General features: G+C 60.2%; 18 protein-coding genes. 11 read left to right on the top strand and 7 right to left on the bottom strand.

The genetic code is table 11. From position 1 onward, the window contains the following. Positions 1–21: 21 nt before the first annotated feature. Genes P0D70_RS27450 through P0D70_RS27435 form a run of 4 tightly spaced genes read right to left on the bottom strand, consistent with a single transcriptional unit; the run spans position 22 to position 5,222 of the window. Positions 22–1,725: a hypothetical protein gene (locus tag P0D70_RS27450; protein ID WP_408186776.1), complete on the bottom strand. Its 1,704-nt coding sequence runs from the start codon at positions 1,723–1,725 to the stop codon at positions 22–24. A gap of 15 nt (positions 1,726–1,740) precedes the next feature. Continuing rightward, a complete protein-coding gene (locus P0D70_RS27445; RefSeq protein WP_408186775.1) occupies positions 1,741–2,481 on the bottom strand; it encodes an SDR family oxidoreductase in 741 nt (246 codons plus the stop codon). Beyond that, positions 2,478–3,794, bottom strand: a complete 1,317-nt coding sequence (locus tag P0D70_RS27440; protein WP_408186774.1) for an FAD-binding oxidoreductase — start codon at positions 3,792–3,794, stop codon at positions 2,478–2,480. The genes P0D70_RS27445 and P0D70_RS27440 overlap by 4 nt, the downstream gene beginning before the upstream one ends. A gap of 3 nt (positions 3,795–3,797) precedes the next feature. Beyond that, positions 3,798–5,222: a UbiA family prenyltransferase gene (locus P0D70_RS27435; protein ID WP_408186773.1), complete on the bottom strand. Its 1,425-nt coding sequence runs from the start codon at positions 5,220–5,222 to the stop codon at positions 3,798–3,800. A 359-nt stretch (positions 5,223–5,581) separates the two neighbouring features. Here P0D70_RS27435 and P0D70_RS27430 point away from each other — a divergent pair, with 359 nt between their 5' ends. The 5 genes from P0D70_RS27430 to P0D70_RS27410 are packed head-to-tail and all read left to right on the top strand — an operon-like array spanning position 5,582 to position 10,495. Next, positions 5,582–6,427 carry a glycosyltransferase family 2 protein gene (locus P0D70_RS27430; RefSeq protein WP_408186772.1) on the top strand — a complete coding sequence of 282 codons (846 nt, stop codon included), beginning with the start codon at positions 5,582–5,584 and terminating at the stop codon, positions 6,425–6,427. Continuing rightward, positions 6,424–7,380 carry a UDP-glucose 4-epimerase family protein gene (locus tag P0D70_RS27425; protein WP_408186771.1) on the top strand — a complete coding sequence of 319 codons (957 nt, stop codon included), beginning with the start codon at positions 6,424–6,426 and terminating at the stop codon, positions 7,378–7,380. The genes P0D70_RS27430 and P0D70_RS27425 overlap by 4 nt, the downstream gene beginning before the upstream one ends. Before the next feature lie 7 nt (positions 7,381–7,387). Then, positions 7,388–8,419 (top strand): MraY family glycosyltransferase, encoded by a 1,032-nt coding sequence (locus P0D70_RS27420; RefSeq protein WP_408186770.1) that lies wholly within the window; start codon positions 7,388–7,390, stop codon positions 8,417–8,419. A 5-nt stretch (positions 8,420–8,424) separates the two neighbouring features. Beyond that, entirely contained in the window at positions 8,425–10,302 is a 1,878-nt protein-coding gene (locus P0D70_RS27415; RefSeq protein WP_408186769.1) for a polysaccharide biosynthesis protein, read from the top strand. Positions 10,303–10,321: 19 nt separating this feature from the next. Further along, a complete protein-coding gene (locus P0D70_RS27410) occupies positions 10,322–10,495 on the top strand; it encodes a hypothetical protein (RefSeq protein WP_408186768.1) in 174 nt (57 codons plus the stop codon). A 1,062-nt stretch (positions 10,496–11,557) separates the two neighbouring features. Here P0D70_RS27410 and P0D70_RS27405 read toward each other — a convergent pair. Both P0D70_RS27405 and P0D70_RS27400 read right to left on the bottom strand, forming a co-directional pair. Next, a complete protein-coding gene (locus tag P0D70_RS27405) occupies positions 11,558–11,947 on the bottom strand; it encodes a GtrA family protein (protein WP_408186767.1) in 390 nt (129 codons plus the stop codon). A gap of 3 nt (positions 11,948–11,950) precedes the next feature. Further along, entirely contained in the window at positions 11,951–12,886 is a 936-nt protein-coding gene (locus P0D70_RS27400; protein ID WP_408186766.1) for a glycosyltransferase family 2 protein, read from the bottom strand. 248 nt (positions 12,887–13,134) lie between these two features. Here P0D70_RS27400 and P0D70_RS27395 point away from each other — a divergent pair, with 248 nt between their 5' ends. Beyond that, the gene (locus tag P0D70_RS27395) at positions 13,135–13,557 is read left to right on the top strand and encodes a hypothetical protein (protein ID WP_408186765.1); all 423 of its coding nucleotides are present in this window, start codon (positions 13,135–13,137) and stop codon (positions 13,555–13,557) included. A gap of 165 nt (positions 13,558–13,722) precedes the next feature. Here the strand turns inward: P0D70_RS27395 and P0D70_RS27390 are convergent, their stop codons facing one another. Next, positions 13,723–14,832: an MraY family glycosyltransferase gene (locus P0D70_RS27390; protein ID WP_408186764.1), complete on the bottom strand. Its 1,110-nt coding sequence runs from the start codon at positions 14,830–14,832 to the stop codon at positions 13,723–13,725. Positions 14,833–15,103: 271 nt separating this feature from the next. Here P0D70_RS27390 and P0D70_RS27385 point away from each other — a divergent pair, with 271 nt between their 5' ends. The 5 genes from P0D70_RS27385 to P0D70_RS27365 form a co-directional block, all read left to right on the top strand. Then, positions 15,104–16,651, top strand: a complete 1,548-nt coding sequence (locus P0D70_RS27385; RefSeq protein WP_408186763.1) for a methyl-accepting chemotaxis protein — start codon at positions 15,104–15,106, stop codon at positions 16,649–16,651. A gap of 481 nt (positions 16,652–17,132) precedes the next feature. Continuing rightward, positions 17,133–18,530, top strand: a complete 1,398-nt coding sequence (locus tag P0D70_RS27380; protein WP_408186762.1) for a hypothetical protein — start codon at positions 17,133–17,135, stop codon at positions 18,528–18,530. A 468-nt stretch (positions 18,531–18,998) separates the two neighbouring features. Further along, positions 18,999–19,733: a Crp/Fnr family transcriptional regulator gene (locus P0D70_RS27375; RefSeq protein ID WP_408186793.1), complete on the top strand. Its 735-nt coding sequence runs from the start codon at positions 18,999–19,001 to the stop codon at positions 19,731–19,733. Between the two features lie 125 nt (positions 19,734–19,858). Beyond that, a complete protein-coding gene (locus tag P0D70_RS27370) occupies positions 19,859–20,974 on the top strand; it encodes an acyltransferase family protein (protein WP_408186761.1) in 1,116 nt (371 codons plus the stop codon). Between the two features lie 702 nt (positions 20,975–21,676). After that, a partial coding sequence (locus tag P0D70_RS27365) for a GDP-mannose 4,6-dehydratase (RefSeq protein ID WP_408186760.1) occupies positions 21,677–22,207 on the top strand: 531 nt, incomplete at its 3' end.

Genomic DNA, 22,207 nt, shown 5'->3' with positions numbered 1-22,207 from the left:
GACGGCCGTTATTGGCCGCGCCTAGTGGACCGTCGCGGCCGCGGGCATCGGTTTTTCGGTATTCAGTGTGCAATACGCACCCGTAGCCGTTTGTCCATCGACCCGTATGTCGCCGCTTGCCGGCGCCTTGAAGAAAGCTGTCCAACCGCTATACGTGGCGTTTCGTCCGTATATCTTGCGGACGTCGCCTCGCTCAGCGCCGATGACACCCGTTCCGAGCGTCGCACCGGCGGCGTCGGTAACGATGACCGCTCTCGGCGTGCGCTTGTCTGCCTGGTCGTAAATCCAGCCCGTCGCCCGGAACATGCCGGGGGGCGTGGTGGCTGAGATGTCGTCGATGCTGCCATCGCAAAGCAAAGGCGCGTCGACCTGATTCGGCGGTACCAGATAGTCGGGTTGATCCGGCGCGAAAATGGTCAGTTGTGCCGCCTCGGCTGCCCGTGCGGTGGTCGGCAGGACGTCCGGAAACGGATAGACCGGCCGGATGATCGCCGGGTCATAGACATGAGCCCGCAGCGCAAGGCCCGCGACTAAGCGCGCGTAAGTCTCATCACGATCGGCCCGAACGAAGAAGCGTTGACCTGAAGCGACGGCCAAGGTTGAGAGCACCGCAACGAAGACGACGCGCCGCTGTTGTTCCGGTGTCCGGCTGTTTAGCGCAGTAAAGATGATCAGTGCGAGCCAGCCCATCAGGGAGGCAGTTGTATAGCGGGACGCCAGCGCTGTTTCCAGCCCGAACCAAAGCCGCCCGCTTGCCGTCAGCATCGCATTGCCCGCGATGAATAGTGCAAATACAAGCAAGGCCACACCCTGCGGGCGATCGGTACCGGGCCGCAAGACTCTTAAGCAGTTTGCTGCGAGCGCCGCTACCACCAGAACGCCCGCGACATAGGCTCCCACCAGGCCAGTCCGAATCTGAAAAGCCGGCGAACCCAGATAGAGCAGCACATAGCGAAGCGCGGCAATGGGATGCTCGCGCACGCCGGCTATCAGCGTGCCGCTACTCCCCGGCTTATGCCAGTCGATGAAATAGGCAAGCCATACGGCAACGGTCACGGCGACGATTGCCAGCAGTTCGCGCGGTTTCAGCCGCACGTAGAGTGCCTGGACGATGAGTGCGGGAAGGACCAGTACACCGCTCGACATCGAGTATGCCGCGAACCACGCGCTGACCAGTGCTGCCGTCAGCCACCCGGACCGTCTTGCGGGTTCGTTGCCGGCATTGGCCTCGCCGGCACGATCGATTGAGTGGAACGCGAGCAGCGCAAAGAAATAAACGGCGAACCACTGGCTCTGAAATCCCCACGTGAAGTTTTCCCTCTGCAGCCACGAGAAGGCGAATACAAGGATCGCGCCGGCCAGTCCGAAGCGCATCTGCCGCGGGAGGGTGGGACGGTAGTGGATCGTGATGCGAAAAAATGCGGCCGCAAGCACACCCGCGAGCACGAGATTGGAAATGAGGGAGAAGACGTTTCGACCGCCGAAATAACGGATGTCGACGAAAAAGATCAGTCGCGAGAAAGTCAGGCGATGTTCGTTATGCTGTTCGAAGAACGCTTGCCAGGGATGCTCCTTGGCGCGCATATAGAAGCCAATCGCGCCGTCCCATGAGTCGCCGTACGGTAGCGGCGAAAAGTGCTGCCAAACGGCAAACACCGTCGTTGCGAACGTCATGACGCCCAGCGCGAACACCGCATAGTTGCCGAAAGTTTCTCGCCGACTCATGGTCCCGGCTTCCCTTTACAGAGACGCGCGCTTGAACATGAAGCGCGGAACCGAGCGGATGATCAGCATGATGATCGCCCAGAACCAGCGCGTATACAGCACGTCCTTGCGCTTTTCGACGGCGCGCACGATATCGCTTGCCACCTGATCGGGCGTCGCGACGAGCGGTGCGGGCAACGGCAGGCCGGCTGTCATCGGCGTCGCCACGAAGCCCGGTTTGACGGTCAGAACGTGTACGCCGGCTTTGAACAGCCGCGCATTCAGTCCCTCGCAGAACGCCGAAAGCGCGGCTTTCGCGCTGCCGTACAGATAGTTCGAGGGCCGGCCGCGATCGCCCGCCACCGACGAGATGACCGCTAGCGCGCCGCGCTTCTGCGCTTCGAGGATATTGGCGATCGGCGTCAGTAGCGCGATCACCGAAACAGCGTTCGTGTTGAATTCGCGTACGGCTACCGCGGGATCCGCCTGGCACGCGGCTTGGTCCGGCAACGTGCCGGGTGCGACCAGCACGATATCGAACGCGCCGAGTTCTTTCTCGCACTTTTCGAGCATGCCGGCATGGAGATCCAGCCGATCGATATCGAGTTCATGGCAGGCGGCCAGTTGCGCTCCGCGCGCCGTTAGATCCGCAGCCACCTGCTGAAGGCGTTCGCCGTTGCGGGCAACCAGGAAAAAGCGAGCGCCTTGTGTGGCCCACTGGCGTGCACAAGCCGTGGCAATTGCCGACGTAGCGCCGACGATGAGAATGTTTTTCATGTTCGAGTGGTCCGTTCCCAGAAACGCGAAAGTAGCGCGGGGTCGCGCAGCGCTTCGAGTTGCTGCCATTGAGGGTAGGCGGCGCGAAAATCGGCGCCAGGCATGTGCGCGTCTTTGGCCGGGTAGATCCGGCCGCCGGCTTCGCGCACGATCGCATCAAGTCTCGCAAAGAGCTGGGTATTCAATGCGTGACGCTGTGGGAAGTCGAGAGCCAGGGAAGTGCCCTCCAGCGGAAACGACAAAAGGCCCGGCGAGCGCAAATCACCGCAGCGTTTCAGTACTGCGAGAAACGAGCCAGTACCGCTCTCGGCAATCGCGTCGAGAATCGCGCGCGTCGCGTCACGCGCAGTGGCCGACGGCACCACGCATTGGTATTGCTGAAAGCCCGCTCGCCCGTAGATTCGATTCCATTCCAACAAGCTGTCGAGCGGGTAGAAATAGTCGTCGTAATTGACCTGCACAAATACTTCGCCGCGCTGCTGCTTCTGATAGTAGAGCTCGTTGAACGCGCGCAAGGTGAAGCGGTTAAACACGGGAATCGGCAGCGTGAATGGGACGGTGCGTTTCTTTCGCCGTGTGACTTCAAGCGGGCCGTCTGTCGCATGGTCGCCGACCATGAAGATGCCGCGCCCGAGCGCCGAGCCGCGGCTTTGGCAATCCACCCAGGCCACGCTGTATTCATGCAACGGGTCGAGCCGCTCCGACAATGCGAAGAACTCATCCAGATTGGCGAATCGGATGCTCGTCATGTCGATCAGGCTCGACCGGATCGGCATCAACTGGATCTCCGCCCACAGGATCAGCCCAGTGAGCCCGAGCCCACCGATCGTGGCGGCAAAGAACCCGGACTGCTCGTCCGGCGAGCATTCGAACTGCGAGCCGTCGCTGCGCGCAAGAGCGAAGCGGCGCACATGCCGGCCGAAGGTGCCTCGCAAATGGTGATTCTTCCCATGGACGTCGTTAGCAATTGCTCCGCCCAAAGTCGCGTATTTCGTACCCGGTGTGACTGGCAGCATCCAGCCCCTTGGAATGGCGACGTCGAGAATCTGCTCCAGGGTGACGCCGGGTTCCGCGCGCAAGACACCGGTTTGCCAGTCAGCAGCAATGAGCCTGTCGAGCGGCAGCGTTTGCACGACGTGACCCGAAGCGGCGAGGCAACTGTCGCCGTAGCTGCGGCCATTACCAAAGGCAAGCGTGGTGCCGTGTGCCCGGGCCGCGTCCGACCACGTGGCGTGCGCGGCGTCACGCCAAGCAATTGCATGCGCTTCCTGCGGTATAGGCGGGTAACGTCCCCATGACAGAACTCTGCTCATCGCCTAGATCGCGGCCCAGAAGATCAGGCCGCAAAGCACGACGACGGCGAGGCTGACCCGGTCGCGTGCCGCGAAAACGATCGGATCGTCGTGCATCAGTCCGCGATGCGCAATGATCCAGGTGCGGCTTACCCAGTAGAGCAGCAACGGACAGGCGAGCCAGATGACCTGCGGATGGCGGTACATGCCGGTGGTCTTCGCGTCCTGAATATAGAGCGCAAGCACGAGCACGGCCAGGTATCCGGAAGAGGTCCCGAGTGATGAGATGAGCGACAGGTCGCTTGCGACATAGCCACGCCCGCGCGTCTTGACGAGGCCGCGCGCTTTCATCGAGTGCAGTTCGGCGTATCGCTTGACGAGCGCGAGGCTCAGGAAGATGAACATCGAGAAAGCGAGCAGCCAGAAGGTCAACTGTGCGTCGACCGCCGCCGTGCCGGCGATGATGCGCATCGTGTACAGCATAGCCAGCACCACCACGTCGACCATGACCTGGCGTTTCAGGAACATCGAATACGCCAGCGTCAATGCGTAATAGCCGAGTAGTGCCGCGGAGAATTGCCAAGGCAGGAAAATCCACGCCGTGGCGAACGCGCCCACCAGCAAGACGGGAAAGAGTGCAAGTCCCCATGTGAGCGGCAGCGCACCGGACGCAAGCGGCCGTTTGCGTTTGACGGGGTGATGACGGTCGTCCTCGAGATCGAGCAGGTCGTTGAGCAGATAGACACTTGAGGCGCACAGGCCGAACGTAAGAAACGCCAGCAGGGCAGCGATGGTCAGTTCAGGGGAAGACAGCTTATGTGCGGCCAGGAGCGGTAAAAAGATCAAGAGATTCTTCAGCCACTGATGCAGGCGCAACGATTTGGCCCACGTTTTAGCTGCGGGAGGGCGCGACTCAATCACCCGCTCCACATTGCCGATCTTACGTGCAGCGCGCTCCACTCCGTTGGACGGATTCACAACGTACGCGCGGTCGGCGGATTGCCAGACCGCTATGTCGTCATGCGAATTGCCGGCATAGTCAAAGCCTTTTTCGCCGTACTCAGCGACTAGCATGTCGCGCTTGTTGTGAGCGGACAGATTCACGCTGCCGTTCGTCGCAAACGTCTTGTCGAACAGGCCTAAATGGGCGGAGATGGCCTTCGCGTAACGTTCGTGGCTTGCCGTGGCCAGCACCAGCGAGCGACCGGCGTCGCGTTCACCCTTCAGCCATTGCAGGACGGTGGCGTCGTAGGGCAGCACGGCGACGTCCACGTTCGTCGCGTCGGCGAGGCCCGCTTTCAAACCTGGCTTGCCGCCACGCGCGAGCCAGAGCAGCGGCTCGTAAAAGCGTTGCGGGGCTGCCTTCAGATAGGCAAATCCAGACTCGATCAGGATGTCTGAGCGAATCAATGTGCCATCTAGGTCGACGACGAGTGGTCTGCTGCGCATTCATTTTGCCCTGAGGGCTGTTGTCAAAGTGGAGAGCGGACGGCTGCCGTTTGCGGCGCTGCACTGAAGCGCGAGATTTCGCCCGATTACCGAACGGTCGGAGTTTGGCGGCGTTACTTTACTATTCCGCGATAATGCGCACAACCTTACAGACGAAGTGTCCGCCTTGTTGGGCACATAATTGGAAGCAAAGCAAAATAAATAGGGCTTGCTTCAATCGCGTCCAGCGTAACAAAGGGAAAGACGGGTTGCCGAACAACAAAAATTTGAGCAAACTGCGTGCTTGTTGCGCGCACGCAACGTAATGCTTTTTGAAGTGCTCACCCGAAGTGCCCGCCATAAGGCACGCAGTTCCACACATGAAAGAAACGCGCACTCTGCATCCCGAGTCCGACGGGTTGTCCGTGTCGGTGGTGGTCTACCACCCGGATACAGAACAGTTGTTGTCTACGCTCACGGGGCTCACGGCCGCGTGCGATGCGTTGCATATCGGCCGCCCCCAATTGCCGGTGACGCTATATCTGGTGGACAACGGCGGCCTGCCCGACATCTCGGCCTCGCTGGACGCACTCCGAGCCGGCAACGTCGTTTGTACGATCATCGCGGGGCAGGGCAATGTAGGCTACGGTAGGGGCCACAATCTGGCAATCGAAAGCAGTGCCAGCCGCTATCACCTGGTGTTGAATCCCGACATCGATCTGGCAAGCGACGCGCTTCGCGAAGCGCTCGACTTCTTCGAAGCGCACCCTGAAGCGGGTCTCATCACCCCATGGATCGGTGACGAGCACGGCGAGCAACAGTTTTTGTGCCGACGATACCCCACGTTGCTCGATCTGTTCGTGCGCGGCTTTTTGCCTTCCGGCCTGCGTCGGCTGTTTGTTCATCGACTCGCGCGCTATGAGATGCGAGACCGCATCAATGCGCGTGACACCGTGTGGGATCCGCCGATCGTCAGCGGCTGTTTCATGTTGTTTCGCATGACGGCGCTGAAACAGCTCGCAGGCTTCGACCCCCGCTATTTCCTCTACTTCGAGGACTATGATTTGAGTCTTCGCGCGCATGAGGTTACCCGCGTCGTCTACACGCCCGCTGTGCGCGTTTTGCATCACGGCGGCGGCGCCGCGCGCAAGGGCTCTGCGCATATCCGTATGTTCATGTCTTCGGCGTACAAGTTCTTTAACCGTTTCGGCTGGAAGTGGCTATGAGCCGGGTACTCGTTACCGGCGCCAACGGCTTTGTCGGCCGCGCGCTGTGCCGTGCGTTGCGTGACGCCGGAAACACGGTCACCGGCCTTGTGCGGCGGGAGTGGCAGCGAGAACGCGATGTTGACCAATGGGTCGATGCCAGCGTGGATTTCACCGGCCTTGACGTGGGTTGGCCCGCCGCACTGCGAGTGGACTGCGTCGTGCATCTGGCGGCGCGTGTGCATGTCGTACTCGAGGACGCCGCCGATCCGGAGACGGCTTTCCGTGCGACCAATGTCGATGGCACGCTGCGTGTCGCGCGAGCCGCGTGGCGGCACGGAGTGCGGCGCTTTGTCTTTGTCAGCAGCATCAAGGCGATGACCGAAGCGGATCCGGGTCGCCCGATGCGTGAAGACGATCTGCCAGCGCCGCAAGACCCCTACGGCCGCTCGAAACGCGCTGCCGAAGAAGCGCTGATCCGCCTGGGTCTGGAGACCGGCCTCGAGATCGTGATCGTGCGCCCGCCGCTGGTCTATGGCCCGGATGTGCGCGCCAACTTCCTGAGCCTGATGGACGCGATCTGGAAGGGCGTGCCGCTGCCGCTCGGCGCGATCGACGCGCGCCGCAGCCTCGTGTATGTCGAGAACCTCGCGAACGCGCTGATGCATTGCGCGACCGACCCCCGCGCCGCGGGTCAGGTGTTCCACGTGGCCGATCGCGACACCCTCACCGTGACGGAACTCGCGCGTTCCCTCGGGCGGCATCTGCAGAAACCTGCCCGCTTGTTGCCGGTGCCCGCGAGCTGGTTGCACTTCGCCGGCCGCGTGAGCGGCCGCACGGCGCAGGTGGACCGTCTGGTGGGTTCCTTGCGGCTGGATACGGCGCGCATTCACGCGGTATTGGACTGGCAGGCTCCCCATTCCACCGATGAAGGGCTGGCCGCGACAGCCCGCTGGTACCGATCCACGCATTGAGGCGCGCATGCTGATGTCCCTTTCCACGTTGCCGAACTGGACGACCGTGATCCTGATTGCGTTCGGCTGCGCCTGCGTCTGCGCGGCGATCCTGTGGACGCTGCTCAGAACCGGCCTCGCCTGGCGTCTTGCCACCGACATTCCCAACGACCGCTCGCTGCACACCCGGCCTACGCCGCGCGTCGGGGGCTGGGGCATCGTCCCGGTAGTGGTCGTGGCGACGCTGATGGTCGCGCCGCACCTCTGGCTTGCCGCGCTGTGCGCCGCTTTGCTGGCCGCCGTCTCCCAGGTCGACGACCGGCGCGGACTGCCCGCCCGGGTCAGGTTCGCGGCACACCTCGCCGCCGTGGCGATCTTCGTCTGGGCGCACCCGGCGGCCGCGCCGCTCTGGCTGCTGGCAGGCCTGTCATTTTTACTGCTGTGGCTCGTCAATCTTTACAATTTCATGGACGGCGCGGACGGCCTGGCGGGCGGCATGACGCTGTTCGGCTTCGCGGGCTACGCGGTCGGCGCCGCGATCGCCGTCCATCCCTCGCCGGAGCTCAGCCTGGCTTCCGCCGCCGCGGCGGGTGCCGCCGCGGGGTTTCTGATCTTCAACTTTCACCCCGCAAAAATATTCCTCGGCGACGCCGGATCGATTCCGCTCGGCTTTCTGGCTGGCGCTTTCGGCTATTGGGGATGGAGCGAGGGCGTCTGGCCGATCTGGTTTCCGGCGCTAGTGTTTGCGCCGTTTATCGGCGACGCGTCGGTCACGCTCCTGCGACGGCTTTTGCGCGGCGAGAAAATCTGGCAGGCACACCGCGAACACTACTACCAGCGCATGGTCCAGTACGGGCTCGGGCATTCGAAGACCGCCCTGCTGTGGTACGCGGTAATGGCGGCTGGTATAGTACTTGCTGTAAGTCTGCTTGGCTGGCCTTTAGCCGTTCAATGGTGTAGCGTTGCCGCTTGGGTGATCGTGCTGGTATTGATTGGTATCGGAGTCGATTCACGCTGGCGTCGATTCCGGATAGCAGATTCCGAACAACCTGAGGTGTGACGCCGATGTTTCGACACAAAGCCTCATGGCTATCATTTAGCGCCTTCGCCTTCGACCTGTGCGCGGTCGCGGGCACCTGGCTCGCGGCGTACCTGATTCGCTTCAATGGCTACGTACCGGTCGAGTTCTGGTCCGGTGCCGTTCGAACACTCATCTGGGTCCTTCCCGTCTACGGGGTGATGTTCCGCATTTTCGGTCTGTACCGGGGCATGTGGGTGTTCGCGAGCCTGCCGGACCTCATGCGCATCGCCAAAGCCGTGCTCACCGGCGCTTTCGTCATGATGATGGTGGCCGTGATGGCCCAGCCGCATCCCATCATTCCGCGCTCGGTACTCGCTGTTTCTCCGCTCCTGCTGTTCCTTGCCATGGGCGGTTCGCGCGCGCTTTATCGCGCATCCAAGGAGTTCTATCTCTACGGCGGCCTCGTGGGGCAGGGCAAGCCCGTGGTGGTGCTCGGCGCCGGCAACGCGGGCGCGAACCTGGCTCGCGAGCTGTCTCGCTCGAGCGAATGGCGGCTGGTGGGCCTGCTCGATGACGATCCGGCCAAGCAGGGCCGCGAAATCTACGGCTACAAGGTTTGGGGACCGATTAGCGACCTGCAGCACTGGGCCACGGATATGAAGGTCGAGCACGCGATCATCGCGATCCCTTCGGCGTCGGTCGACGCGCAGCGCCGTGTAGCCACGCTGTGCGTGCGCGCTGGCGTGCGCGCCATGGTGCTGCCCGCGTTGACCACGCTGTCACAAGGCGAAGCGTTTCTTTCGCGTGTTCGTCAGATCGATCTGGAAGACCTGCTGGGGCGCGAACCGGTGCGCATCGACATGCCGCACGTGGAAGCGCTGTTGAGCGGCCGCGTGGTGATGGTGACCGGCGCGGGCGGCTCGATCGGCTCCGAGCTGTGCCGCCAGATTCTGCGCTTCGAACCGGCCCAGCTGATTGCTTTCGATCTGTCCGAATACGCGATGTACCGGCTCACCGAAGAACTGCATGAGCGCTTTCCCAAGCTCTCCGTCGTGCCCGTGATCGGCGACGCAAAAGACTCCTTGCTGCTCGACCAGGTGCTGTCGCGTTACACGCCGCACATTCTCTTTCATGCGGCCGCTTATAAGCACGTGCCGTTGATGGAGGAATTGAACGCCTGGCAGGCGGTGCGCAACAACGTACTGGGCACGTACCGTGTCGCGCGCGCCGCAATTCGTCATGACGTGAAGCACTTCGTGCTGATCTCCACCGACAAGGCCGTCAATCCGACCAACGTGATGGGCGCGAGCAAGCGTCTCGCGGAAATGGCTTGTCAGGCGTTGCAGCAGACCAGTACGCGCACGCAGTTCGAGACCGTGCGCTTCGGCAATGTGCTTGGTAGTGCGGGCAGCGTCATTCCGAAGTTTCAACAGCAGATCGCGAAGGGTGGCCCGGTGACGGTCACGCATCCGGAGATCACGCGCTTTTTCATGACGATCCCAGAAGCGTCGCAACTCGTGCTGCAGGCGTCGAGCATGGGTCACGGCGGCGAGATCTTTATTCTGGATATGGGCGAGCCGGTCAAGATCGTCGATCTGGCACGCGATCTGATCCGGCTGTATGGCTTCAGCGAGGAACATATCCGCATCGTCTTTACGGGGCTGCGCCCTGGCGAGAAGCTCTACGAGGAACTGCTCGCCGACGATGAGGCAACCACGCGTACACCGCATCCGAAGTTGCGCATCGCGCAGGCGCGTGAAGCGCCCGATAACCTGCTCGACGAACTGCTTCCGTGGCTGATGCAGCATCGCGTGCCGAGTGACCAGGAGGTCCGGCGCGATCTGCGGCGCTGGGTGCCGGAGTATCAGCCGGCGGCGGCGCCGGCGTTGGTTAGCGTGGCACCGGCAACGCGGGCTTCCTGAATGGCAAAGCAAATAAGTCGTGATGTTTGCCGACACGAGGCCGGAAGCAATCAAGGTCATTTCGGTGATGCAGACGCTGCGCGCGGCGCACGACCATTTCGGCATCAGCCTTTGCTTAGTCGGGCAACTCCGTGAGATGCTGATGTGGGATTCGCCGACTTCGGCAGGATGCCGGGTGCGATTGTCGACGTAATGTCGCGGGATCCGACGCTGCAGGAACTGAGTGTCCATCTGTTCGCCGTGATCGACGACTGTCTTGCCATGCGGTCACCCGACATCGTCCCCGTTCGGGCGAAATGATTACGGTTCAGGTGGGCGCATTGACGGGCTTCTACCAATGCGTTCGGGGCGGGCATATCGAAGCCGGGGCTCCGCAGTCATGGCGTGGCCGCCGCGTTTTCCGAAGAACTGAACTTACTTGTGGCGTCTCGTCGCTCACCTCGATTTCGCATCCATGGAACTTTCGCAGAAAAACATGCTGAACGAGTAGGTGCCTGCGCAGCGTATTTTCGTCACGGGCAATACTGTGGTTGCCGTGCTGTGTCTGATGCTCGAGCGCCTGAAGAGCGAACCTGTCGCATTGCCGTAGCGGGGTGAGGCTGCGCTTGCCGGAGGCCAGCGGATCGCTTTGGTGACTTGGCATCGTCGCGAGAGTTTAGCGCCCGGATCGGAGAACAACTGATCCGCGCTGCCGAAGATCGCCGAGGCGCGCCCGGACGCCCGGACGTGCGCATCGTCCATCCGGTGCACGTGAATCCGCGGGGCCGGGAAGTGGTCAATTGGGTGTCGGGCATCACTCGAGGATTTATCCGGAAAAGCCGCTGACCTTAAAGCCATTCCTGCCGCTCACGAACGCGAGCCATATCATCCTGCCGGATCCACTCGGCAATAATGTAGAGGGACCGGCTTTGCACAAGCCGGCTCTGTCCATGTGCGACGTGACCGAACGGGGGGCGGCGTCGCGTCCGGCGTCAACGAAGTTGCCGGGACTGATGTCGGCACGATTTTCGGCGATACAGCGCGGTTGCTCTGCTACCCAGTGGCCTATCACGCCCTGTCCGTGCGAAAAAATCCGTTCGGCGACGGCACTGCGGCCGAGCAGATAGTCTCCATTTTGAAGTCCATATCCGTGTTGGACTAGGTTGTGCCCGTCTCGACGGGGCTCGCCGCCATGTTTGGACGGCGGCTCGGCGCAGCAAGACGCAGTATAGGCGATAGGCTACGCGCAAGTCGTATGGCGGCCCGCGCCTTGGCGTCAATGCTGTGCACGAAATACCCACAGCTTCGCGAAGGCAAAGTTGACGAACATCCCGGCGATTGCCCCTGCGCCTACGGCGATGAGTGGGGCGATCGTCACCTTCGGCAGGAACAGCAGAGCGACCGCGTAGCTCCCGTAGTTGCATACGCCGCCTACGGACATGGCGGCGAGATAGCGTAACCACTCACGCCAGAGCGAGCCGGTCCGATTGACCTCGAAAGTCAGCCGACGATTGATCTGCCAGGTGGTGAAGGCCGCGCAAAGAAACGAGACGACGCGACCGGCGTAAGCCCCAAGTCCGATCGCTAACGCCGCGTACAGCACGCCGGCGTCCACTAGAAAACCGATAGAGCCGGCGATGGCGAACCTGAAAAATTGGGCGCGCATGGACTAAGCTCGCTCCCGCTTTTGTGGCGCGGGGATAACGAGGTACACCAGTCGCTTGACCTCAATTTGGCCACGCGTCAAGGTGTCAAGAACAAGGCCGCGGAACATTAGGATGGGGCCGAGTAACATCAATGCAGTGCTGAGGAGCGCGGTGGGCACGCGCGGTACGAGCCCGGTTTCCATGTAGGTTCTGAACACCGGAATGGACAGCAGTGCACAGATCGTGAAGCCGACCGTGAAGAACGCAAACGGCTTCTCGTTTTTCACCAGCTTGAGAATGGTCATCAGGATGCGGAAGCCGTCCCGATAGGTGTTGAGCTTGCTCTCGGAACCCTCCGGGCGCGAGATGTAGCGGGTGGGCAGTTCGGCGACGGGCATCCGTATGCAGAGCGCGTGCACTGTCGATTTCGTTTCGGTCTCAAAGCCTGATGCATGGTCCGGGAACGACTTCGCGTACCGGCGAGAAAAGATTCGATCGCCCGACAGCATGTCCTTGAATGTGCGGCCGAAACTCGTAGCCACGTATTGCATCAGCATCAGGTTTCCTAAGCGGTGGCCAAGACGATAAGCGCTCTGTTCGTCGGCGACGCGCGAGCCGACAACCATGTCCAGTCGCTCCTCAACCAGCTTGCCGATCAAGGCGGGGGCGACGGACGCGTCGTACGTTGCATCTCCGTCGACCATCACGTAGACATCGGCCTCCACGTCCGCGAACATGCGGCGCACGACGTTGCCCTTGCCTTGCAATGTCACATCGATGCCTTCTGTGCCCGCTTCTCGCGCCACTCGTGCCGTGTCGTCCGTCGAATTGTTGTCGAACGCGATGATGGATGCCTCAGGAAGCACGCATCGAAAATCGCGGATCACGGTGGCAATCGTCGCCGGCTCGTTGAAGCAGGGAATTACGATGGCGACTGTGCCTTGATGGAAGTCCTGCATTGGCAATAGTGTCCTAGTCTAACGGTCGAAAGTGCAGCGAACTAATCTTCGCCGACAGCATAACCGGTTGCCCAAGTGCGGCGCATTGGCGAATGGCTCAAGGGTAGCGCATACGGAAATTGGGCTATCCCGTTGCAGCGTGAAAGGAAAAGCACGCCTTCAAGTGCTTACTCGATGCCGTTTGACCGTCCAAATAATCGTCCACGGCCGTGACTCGAAGTTTACGTTAGTCATGTTGAGCCAGACATATGGCCCGAAACGAAAACCACCACGAAATAGAACAGATGCAGCGTGAAACCGACGATAAGCTGATGCTCGCGGCGATTGACGGACAGCGACTCGCCCGCACATCGCCGATGAAGCAGAATGCGGCAAAGGTGCGATTTCTCAGGGGGTTGCTCCCGCCGCGGTTGTGGAACGTCGAAGGTCTCGGCGTGTTTTCGCACGAAGCAGGAACGGTGAATCCGGCGCTTCCCGCCGCATTGCTTGAGCGTGGCGAACTTTACAGGCATCTGAGGATATGCCAGAAACGATTTGCACATACTGGAACGGGGCGGTTGCCTGTGCGCACGGTCGCCGACAAGGTTCGGCAGCATGCAGACATGCGACCACAAGCCCTCGCAGAACACCGGCAACGCATTCGGGAAGGTCGCGCACGCGGTCAAGGGTGATCCGAATTGTCGGCCGATCTGAGTTCGGGGCCGCTACAAAGTGCCTTTTGCTGCCGGCTAGTAAGGATGGCGACGCTGAAGTCGCGCCCCTGATCACGGCGAAGGTGAGCCTTCGGAAGACACTAACTGCAGGTAAGCATGCCGGGGCGATTTCTAGCGGGCATGCTACCTGCGGTCACGACCTCGCTTCCTCACAACCATCCACCTCGGGGACTTGAAGCGCACGATACTCATGTACAGCCACACGTACGTCAACGCAAACACCACCACGAAGCAGAACAGATGCAGCGTATGCCGCCAGAACAGCGTGGCCGGTACGACTGCGATCAGACACAGCAGCCATAGGTACGGCGACGTCAGCGAGTTACGCCGCGTCAACTCGCGCGCGGTCCTCGCGCCCACTGCCCAGCGCATCAGCCGCTTATACACCAGCATGTGCAGATGCACGCCGTCGGGGATGCCGGGCGACATGCCGCGAATAAACTTCTTGCGGTAGATCGAGAAACAGGTCTCGAAGATCGGATACATGAACAACAGCACGGGGTACCAGGCCGACACGTCGCGATTGCGCATCACCAGCATGATCGACAGTTCGGCCAGCATGAAGCCGATGAAATAAGCGCCGCCGTCGCCGAGAAAGATCAGCCCCGCCGGGAAATTCCAGATGAAGAAGCCGAGCACCGCACCCATCATCATGAACGACGCGGACAGCACGATCGGATCGGACACCTGGAACGCCACGTAGGCGAGCGAGGCGAACATCATGAACGCGACCATCGAGGCGAGGCCATTGAAGCCGTCGATGATATTGATCGCATTGGCGAGGGCGGCAACCGCCAGCACCGTCACCGCGCAGGAGATCACCGCATACGAGAGCAGGAAGTCGAGCGGCGGCACGCTGATGCGCGTCACGGCGATATTCAGGAGGAAATAGGCGAGCGCGGCGGCCGCCATCGTGCAGACGAGCCTCGCGAGCGGCGACACGCGCTTGGTCAGATCTTCGACCAGCCCGGAGCCGAAGGCCGGCATGCCGCACGCAATCAACCCGAGAATGCCACCTGACACGGCCGGGTAGGCGTGATGCAACTGCACGGCGGAGACGATCAGCCCGAGCAGAATCCCGGTCCCGCCGATGCGCGGCACCGGGCGCGCATGGAATTTCTGCACGCCGGCCAGATCGGTATCGGTGGAGAATTTTTCATGCAGATGCGCATAGCGCACGATCAACAGCGTGATCAGCAGTGAAACGAGAAAGCCGAGCGCAAAACTAAGCATGAAAGTGGGCCTGAGCGAAGACGCCGAATTATACAAACGAAACGCCCGCTGCCTTGAAAAGCGGCGGCTCGGCACGATTGCGCGACGATCCCAGATAGTGAGGCGCAAACTGCCCGCAAACGCCCGCCAGTCATGGATTTCACCTATCTAGCGGGGGCTGCAGGAGGTCGTTAACCTGGATGCGGCGAAGTGTCATTCACGCGTAAAAAAACAGCGCATGCACCTGCCAACCTGTTTTTCGCCGCCGATCGCAAGACGTTCCGGAGACCCAATGCTTAATAACATCACAATTCGTGGCGGCCTGACGCTGGTGATCAGCGTATTTGTCGCTTTCCTGCTGACAGTGATCGGTGTCGGCTACGGCGCGCTCAAACTCGCCAACAGCAGCCTCGACGACACGCAGCGCAGCGCGGCCGCGCTGTCTCATCTGAAAGCCAGTTCCGAAAAGCTGCTGCGAGTCCAGCTTGCGCTGGGTTCTTATCAGACGCTCTTTAGCGTCGGCAAGCAGACTGATGAACTGTTGCCGGCCGCGCACAAGGTGCTGGTCGAATCGAACAAGGACTTCCGCACCTACATGTCCAGTCCGTTTGCCAACGACAACGAACGGAAGCTCGCGCAGAGCGTGGAGCAGGCGCGCAGCGCGCTGGTCGATAAGGCGATCGAGCCCGAGTTCAAGGCGCTGGCCGACTTCGACTTCAATACCTTCCGCAACATTCAGGGCGAGACGGCGAACGGCTTTTACGCCACCTATTCGAAAGCGATCGACGCGCTCGAGCGTTCCCAGGTAGACAGCGAGCATCAGCAAGCTGAAACGGCGGCGCAGCGGTTCCAGATCGCGACGCTGCTGTTCGCCGCGATCGGCGCAATCGCGATCGTGATCGGCGTGGCGGCGCGCATCGGTTTGTCAGCGGCGCTGATCAAGCCGGTCAACGCGACTGTCAAGCACTTCGAACGTATCGCGGCCGGCGATCTGACGGTTGCCATCAAGGTCAAATCGCGCAACGAGATGGGTCAATTGCTGTCAGCGCTGACGAAGATGCGCGACGGCCTCGTCGAGACAGTGTCGAAAGTGCGTGGCAGCACGACGGCGATCACGCAGGGGGCGAACGAGATTGCATCGGGGAACGCCGATCTGTCCTCGCGCACGGAGCAGCAGGCGGCGGCCCTTCAGCAGACCGCTGCGAGTATGGAGCAGTTATCGGCCACGGTGAAACAGAACGCCGACAATGCAAAGCAGGCCAACCGGTTGGCGCATGGCGCGCTCGACACCGTGACACGCGGGGGTAACGTGGTGTCACGAGTCACCGAAACGATGGATGGAATCAGCGAGTCGTCGCGCAAGGTGACGGAAATCATCGGCATGATCGAAGGCATTGCGTTTCAGACCAACATTCTGGCGTTGAACGCGGCGGTCGAAGCGGCGCGGGCCGGCGAACAGGGGCGCGGATTCGCCGTGGTGGCCTCGGAGGTGCGCAGCCTTGCACAGCGCTCGGGAGCGGCAGCGAAGGAAATCAAGGAATTGATCGGGGAATCGGCCGCCAAGGTTCAGGAGGGCGCTTCGCTTGTGTCGGACGCGCAAAAGACGATTCACGAAGCCATGAGCGCCGTCGAACGCGTGACCGGCGTGATGAACGAGATCGAGGCGTCCGCGCTCGAACAGAGTGATGGTATCGAGCAGGTCAATAAAGCGGTCTCGCAGATCGATGAAGTCACGCAGCACAATGCGGCACTTGTCGAAGAAGCTGCTGCTGCGGCGAAATCGCTGGAGGAGCAGGCGACGATATTGCGCGACGCAGTGGCGGTATTTCAGATGGCTTGATGAAGAAGGGGCCGCGCTCGTATTGCCCGAGAGCGCCGGTCTGGATAAAAAGCGAGATGGAAATTTAATTCAGCCATCCTAATTGTTATTTTTTGTAAAATAAGCTGATCTCGTTCCTGTTTCGTGTTTCCTCATAGTATGTCGGCTGTTGATTTGCGGAACTTTCTCCCGATGTGGATTGAGTTCGGCAAATCTTTCCGTAGAGCCAAATATTTGGAAAACAGCGGCCTGCGGTAAGGATGCGAAATATTGTCCGTGCGCGAGCGCACAGAGCCATTGTTCCCATTAAGGGATATTGTGTGTTGAATCCGACGCACGAGAAACGCGTTGGCGCCGGCACCGCGCATGGTGCGGATCAAGTCACAGCGGACAACTATCGGACCCCAAAGTCATGCAGAGGTTTTCAGCCGAAGCTCCGGATAGCTCCGGGAGCGTGCCAAGCGATTACTCGTGTGTGTTATGCGGCGCCGGCCCAGCAGGAATGGGCTTCTTGTTCTATGCGTTCAAGAGCGGCAAGCTGGCCGAAGTGGCGAGTAACGGCTTGCTGATCATCGACAAACGCGTGAGCCTCGGTGCAGGCAAACTCGGCGACTATGTGAACGTCACGGGCAATTCGGTTGCCAAAACATTTCTTGCGTGCCTCGAGCACGAACGCTTCGATGAAGTGTTCGGCGACATCCGGGAATATAACGAGTTGCACCGGAAATTGGCTGCGGATCCGGACGGCGCGCCACTACTTTCGGAGGTTGGCGAGCTGCTCACGTTGGCTGCCGAGCGGCTCATCGCTCACGTCGTCGAACATTTCGATGTCGATGTCCTGCGTGGGCACGAAATCGATGCGATTCGTCGCGGGCAAGACGGCCGTTTCGAAATCGCTTATCACGACACGCGCGGACCGGCGGCGCGCCGCAAGGTGATCAGCGACACGGTCGTGATGAATCTGGGTGGGACGCAGCGCGTTGAAGAGGTCGACGATCTGTGTCGCACGCTGGACATTCCCTTGCCGGGCAGTGGCGTCATCGCCTGCACGTCGGACGAGTTGCTGCGCCTCACGAGCACGCAACTCGTCGACACCTTCGCGCCCATGTTTGCCCCGGCGGCCGCACGGCGTACGAACCGGATCACGATCATCGGCGGTTCGCACAGCGCATTCACAATGACAGAACGTCTTGCGACCGATCTCGGCGGCGCGGGACTCGATGAAATCGCCATCGTTCATCGCTCGCCGATACGGCTGTTTTTCGAGTCGGAGGACGAAGCGCGTGCATGGGGCTATACGGTCGATCCAATCAACGATATTTGCCCAATCACTCGGCGCGTCAATCGTTCGAGCGGTCTGCGCTACCGCGCATTCGAAATCGCGTGTCAGGTGATGTCAAACGGACGAGTTGCCGGAACCATGCCGAGAGTTGCCCTGATCGATGCCGCGTCCGGCGAAGCCGAACGCTCTCACGCCGGCAACTGTCTCATGCACTCATGTGGCGTGGTCCATAGTGCAGGCTACGGGCCCAACATGTCCGCATTGGTGGATCATCGAGGAGTGACGATTCCGCTACTGTCTGGCCAGGGCGGCATCGAGGTCGACAAGTTCGGCCGTCCACTCGATTTAAATGGCAAAGTCGTCAGCGGACTCTTCACATTCGGGCTCGGTGCCGGCTTTCGACCTGACCCGGAGATCGGGAGCGAGGCCGCATTCACCGGACGAATCTATGGCGTGTGGATCTTTCACCACGAGATCGGCAAGCGGATTCTGACGGGTGTTCTGAAGGCGCTGGCCGAGAGGGCCGTGACGCAGGAAGCTGAAATGATCGGAACGGCGGATGACGAAGGACGTGCCGGCGGGCGGCCCCGTCTCGGTCGAGTCGACCATCGTCGCTGACTGACGCGAAATCGTCTGACTGCCACCTTGACGCCCGGAGCCTATCCGCTGAGCCGACATGTTTCGCCTGATTTATTCAGTCAAATAGACATCCTTAATGAACTGGACATATAGCGGTTTCATACTATTGTCCGTTGTAACTTCAACTAATATCGACTGTGTTTTGATGTGTAGCAAAGCGACGTGGGCGTCCAGCGTTCCAGCGAACGTTCATCGCAAATAAGTCCTCTTAATTCCGCCGATCGTGCGGGCAATTCCGCCAGTCTTATTGGCGCGCCTATCTTTGCCGGTTATGCTGCACTGCGACATCGAACGCAACGCGATGACCAGTGCGATGCTTTGATCGTCTCCATTACCGCTTCAGTTTGCTCACCGCGTGAGTCAGGGCAATGCATCGCCATTGTCTCCTAGGATCGCGCGGAGGCCTGCCGTACCCTGGCCGGCTGCAATACTTACGTGAGGGAAATGATGACGACATTTCAGTCATACCGCCGTGGTAACCGTCTGCTCGAAGCGCTCCCCACCCATGAATGGGAAGTACTGCTTCCGCATCTCGAACTTGTCGAATTGAGTCCGGGGCAATTGCTATCGAAATCCGGTGAACTCATACGAACGGTCTATTTTCCCGCCACGGCGATCGTATCTTTGCTGCAGACGATGGAAAATGGCAGTTCAGTGGAAATCGCCGCGATAGGCAGGGACGGTACCACAGGTGTGCCAATCCTGACGGGCGGCGACACCATGCCAGCCAGCGTTCAGGCGCAATGCCGCGGTTTCGCGTATCGAATCAGCGCAGCGGCCCTGCGCGACGCGTTGCGCAATTGCACTTCTCTGCGCTCGCTGATGCTGTTGTACATGCAGGCGCTGCTTACCCAGGTCGCGCAGACCGCGGCCTGCAACAGGCTCCATCGACTGGACGAGCAACTGTGCCGGTGGCTGCTGGTCGATATCGACCGCTCGGGCACAAGTGATTTGCAGGTCACGCAGCAACTGATCGCCGATATGCTCGGTGTGCGACGTGAAGGCGTGACTGAAGCGTCTGGCAAGCTCTGCGATGCCGATCTGATCCATCACAGTCGCGGCCGCGTGCAGATCCTCGATCGGATCGGACTCGAGGCGCGGGCTTGCGAATGCTATGCGATCGTCAGACGGGAATTCGACCGATTATTGCCGCGTATCAGTGCGATGGAAGTGACGCGCTGAGAGGGGATATATCGGCCGGCCGAATCGTCAGCTGCGGTGGGTAGCGACGCATTTGTGTGCTCGCGTACATTGCTCGACTTTCCACAAAGATAAACTGCGGCGACAACCCGTCTTGAGGAAACCTGATGCCCACGCCGGAAAAAGTAAGGTTGCCGAACGCGGGACGGGCCGCGACCTCTAGTGGCCGCTACGCCTTCATCGATGTTCTCCGCGGCGTAGCCGCGCTTCTCGTGATTTTTCAGCATGGCGGCGAGGGCGCCGGCTGGTTTTCAGTCACAACCGGATTTGGTCCGTGGGTCAATTTTGGGCAGGTCGGTGTTCTAACATTTTTTCTTGTCAGTGGATTTGTCATACCGCTGAGCCTTGAACGCGCGAATGCGCTGGGTAGATTCTGGAAGCATCGTATTTTCCGGATTTATCCGCTTTATCTCGCGATCTTCGCGTTTGAGTTCGCGCTCTATCTGATCGGCGACGGCGCTTACCCGCCTGGCTCCGTGCACAACTTCGGCTACTTCTTCCTGTTGCACCTTTTCTTTCTGCAGGACTACGCGCATCTACCGAACTTCGTTAGCGCGTCGTGGACGTTGTCCATGGAGTTTGCCTGGTACATTCTGTTGTCGTTCGCGTTCGCAGTGGGAGCGAATCGACGCAGTGTCCTGCTGGCTATGCTCACAGTTGCGGGCATGCTCGCATTGTCTGTGGCGTCGTATGTGTTGCACGTGCGGATACCGCTTGGCCGCTTCGGCATCATGGCGACTTGCGTCGTGGGTCTACTGTTTTATCGCCGGCATACGCGTGAACTCGGCGAGCGTGCGTTTCTGGCTCTTGTAGGAGCGATTATCCTTTCGATCGTTCTGGGGATCTATGTCGGTTTTGGCGTATTTCCCCGCCCTGAGATCACAACGGTCCAATGTGTGTTCGTTTCGTGGGGCATTGCCTATCTGCTGTTCATCGGCTGTTACGCAGCACGCGAGCAGTCGATCATGCAACTCAAGCCGTTGCTCGGGCTCGGAACGATAAGTTATTCGCTGTATCTGGTGCACCCGACCGTCCAGAATCTGATCGGATTGGCCAATATCGAAGGTTGGGCTCATCTGGCGATTCTCTGGCCGGCAACTCTGGCGCTCTCGTGCCTGACGTATCGCTTCATCGAGAAGCCCGCGATCGATTACCCGCGGCGCATGGAGCGAAAGAAGAAGGAGCGTCTGGAGATAAAAGGCCAAGCGCTGGCGAACGATTGAGCAGGCTCACCAGTCCGGGAGCATTGGGGGGAGCGTGTGTTTTCCCCCTTGCAGAAAGCAGCTCGCGTGATGCTGTTAGTGCCCGTCGCGCGGAAGGCTCGAATGGGACTTGCTGGCCGGCCGGCGTTGCGCCGGTGGATGGCGCGAGCGGATGCCACCGTTCGCCGTCTTTCAGGTTGTCAAATTGCCATTCCGCGACGGCGTGCAGGTTCCGCGTCTCGTCGTAGTGCAGCGCGCCGTTGTCCGTCTTAGCCATGCTCATACGGGCCACCAGTCCCACGCAGTGACCCAGCCCGCGAAATCACACGCGCGCTCTATGAGATCGATGTCGCATCCGATACCACGCCATTCGCGTGCTGCTTCAGTCGTGCCTGTTTTTCGCCCTGGTTACGAATCTAGTAAAGTATGATGTTTGGCGCGACGACTGCCAGTCATACCATTGCCGTTGCCTGTACGTTTTTGCATTTGGCTGTGATGGTGCGCCGTCAATTGCCAAGGAGGTGAATCGTTATAAATTCAATCTCGCCTCAATTGAAAGGACCAGGCAAATGTTCAGCGTTTTGACACATTTCTTATGCTTCCTATTTGGCGTACTCATTGGCGTTTTCGTATGCGCATTATGTGTTGCACGCTCCAGAACGCCACGAGACGATAAATAGTTCTTTCTTTGCGGCCGAATAATGTCGGCATCGCGTAGTCTTGATGCGCGCAACGCTAATACGGCAAGCGTGCGCTGACCGCCTCAACCTTACTCCTGAACCTGTCAGCGCGCACGAAGGCACCTGTGTTGCTTTCCGCACTGAAACAAAATTTCTAGAACCCTACACTGCGCTGGTGCATCTCTCCGCGACGATGGAAGTCGCGATGAAAGCTATACCAACGCTGCTTATCGGCATCCTGTGGCCGCAGTATTCACTGGATGTCAGCCAGATTCCAATCGACCCTTCCGCGCTATCGCGCGAGGGCGGCTTCCAGAGGGCATCCATGATCTTCGTGACAGGCAGCGCCGGTTTTATCGGCGCAAACTTCGTGCTTGACTGGCTGAAAATCTGCGATGAACCCGTGGTGAATGTCGATAAGCTCACCTATGCGGGCAATTTGCGCACGCTTAAATCACTGCAGCGCAATCCAATGCATATTTTCGTGTGTGCCGACATATGCGACCGCGCCGCAATGGACGAGTTGCTCGCCAAATACAAGCCCCGCGCGATCGTCCATCTGGCGGCCGAGACA

It is taken from the genome of Paraburkholderia sp. RL17-381-BIF-C, assembly GCF_046026435.1.
In the GTDB taxonomy this organism is placed as follows: domain Bacteria; phylum Pseudomonadota; class Gammaproteobacteria; order Burkholderiales; family Burkholderiaceae; genus Paraburkholderia.
Note: the sequence above shows the minus strand (reverse complement) of the source record. Positions and strands in the feature narration are given on the sequence as shown.

Coding starts and splice junctions, on each gene's coding strand:
- P0D70_RS27450 (WP_408186776.1), bottom strand. CDS start 1,725: ATGAGTCGGCGAGAAACTTTCGGCAACTATGCGGTGTTCGCGCTGGGC.
- P0D70_RS27445 (WP_408186775.1), bottom strand. CDS start 2,481: ATGAAAAACATTCTCATCGTCGGCGCTACGTCGGCAATTGCCACGGCT.
- P0D70_RS27440 (WP_408186774.1), bottom strand. CDS start 3,794: ATGAGCAGAGTTCTGTCATGGGGACGTTACCCGCCTATACCGCAGGAA.
- P0D70_RS27435 (WP_408186773.1), bottom strand. CDS start 5,222: ATGCGCAGCAGACCACTCGTCGTCGACCTAGATGGCACATTGATTCGC.
- P0D70_RS27430 (WP_408186772.1), top strand. CDS start 5,582: ATGAAAGAAACGCGCACTCTGCATCCCGAGTCCGACGGGTTGTCCGTG.
- P0D70_RS27425 (WP_408186771.1), top strand. CDS start 6,424: ATGAGCCGGGTACTCGTTACCGGCGCCAACGGCTTTGTCGGCCGCGCG.
- P0D70_RS27420 (WP_408186770.1), top strand. CDS start 7,388: ATGCTGATGTCCCTTTCCACGTTGCCGAACTGGACGACCGTGATCCTG.
- P0D70_RS27415 (WP_408186769.1), top strand. CDS start 8,425: ATGTTTCGACACAAAGCCTCATGGCTATCATTTAGCGCCTTCGCCTTC.
- P0D70_RS27405 (WP_408186767.1), bottom strand. CDS start 11,947: ATGCGCGCCCAATTTTTCAGGTTCGCCATCGCCGGCTCTATCGGTTTT.
- P0D70_RS27400 (WP_408186766.1), bottom strand. CDS start 12,886: ATGCAGGACTTCCATCAAGGCACAGTCGCCATCGTAATTCCCTGCTTC.
- P0D70_RS27395 (WP_408186765.1), top strand. CDS start 13,135: ATGGCCCGAAACGAAAACCACCACGAAATAGAACAGATGCAGCGTGAA.
- P0D70_RS27390 (WP_408186764.1), bottom strand. CDS start 14,832: ATGCTTAGTTTTGCGCTCGGCTTTCTCGTTTCACTGCTGATCACGCTG.
- P0D70_RS27385 (WP_408186763.1), top strand. CDS start 15,104: ATGCTTAATAACATCACAATTCGTGGCGGCCTGACGCTGGTGATCAGC.
- P0D70_RS27380 (WP_408186762.1), top strand. CDS start 17,133: ATGGGCTTCTTGTTCTATGCGTTCAAGAGCGGCAAGCTGGCCGAAGTG.
- P0D70_RS27375 (WP_408186793.1), top strand. CDS start 18,999: ATGACGACATTTCAGTCATACCGCCGTGGTAACCGTCTGCTCGAAGCG.
- P0D70_RS27370 (WP_408186761.1), top strand. CDS start 19,859: ATGCCCACGCCGGAAAAAGTAAGGTTGCCGAACGCGGGACGGGCCGCG.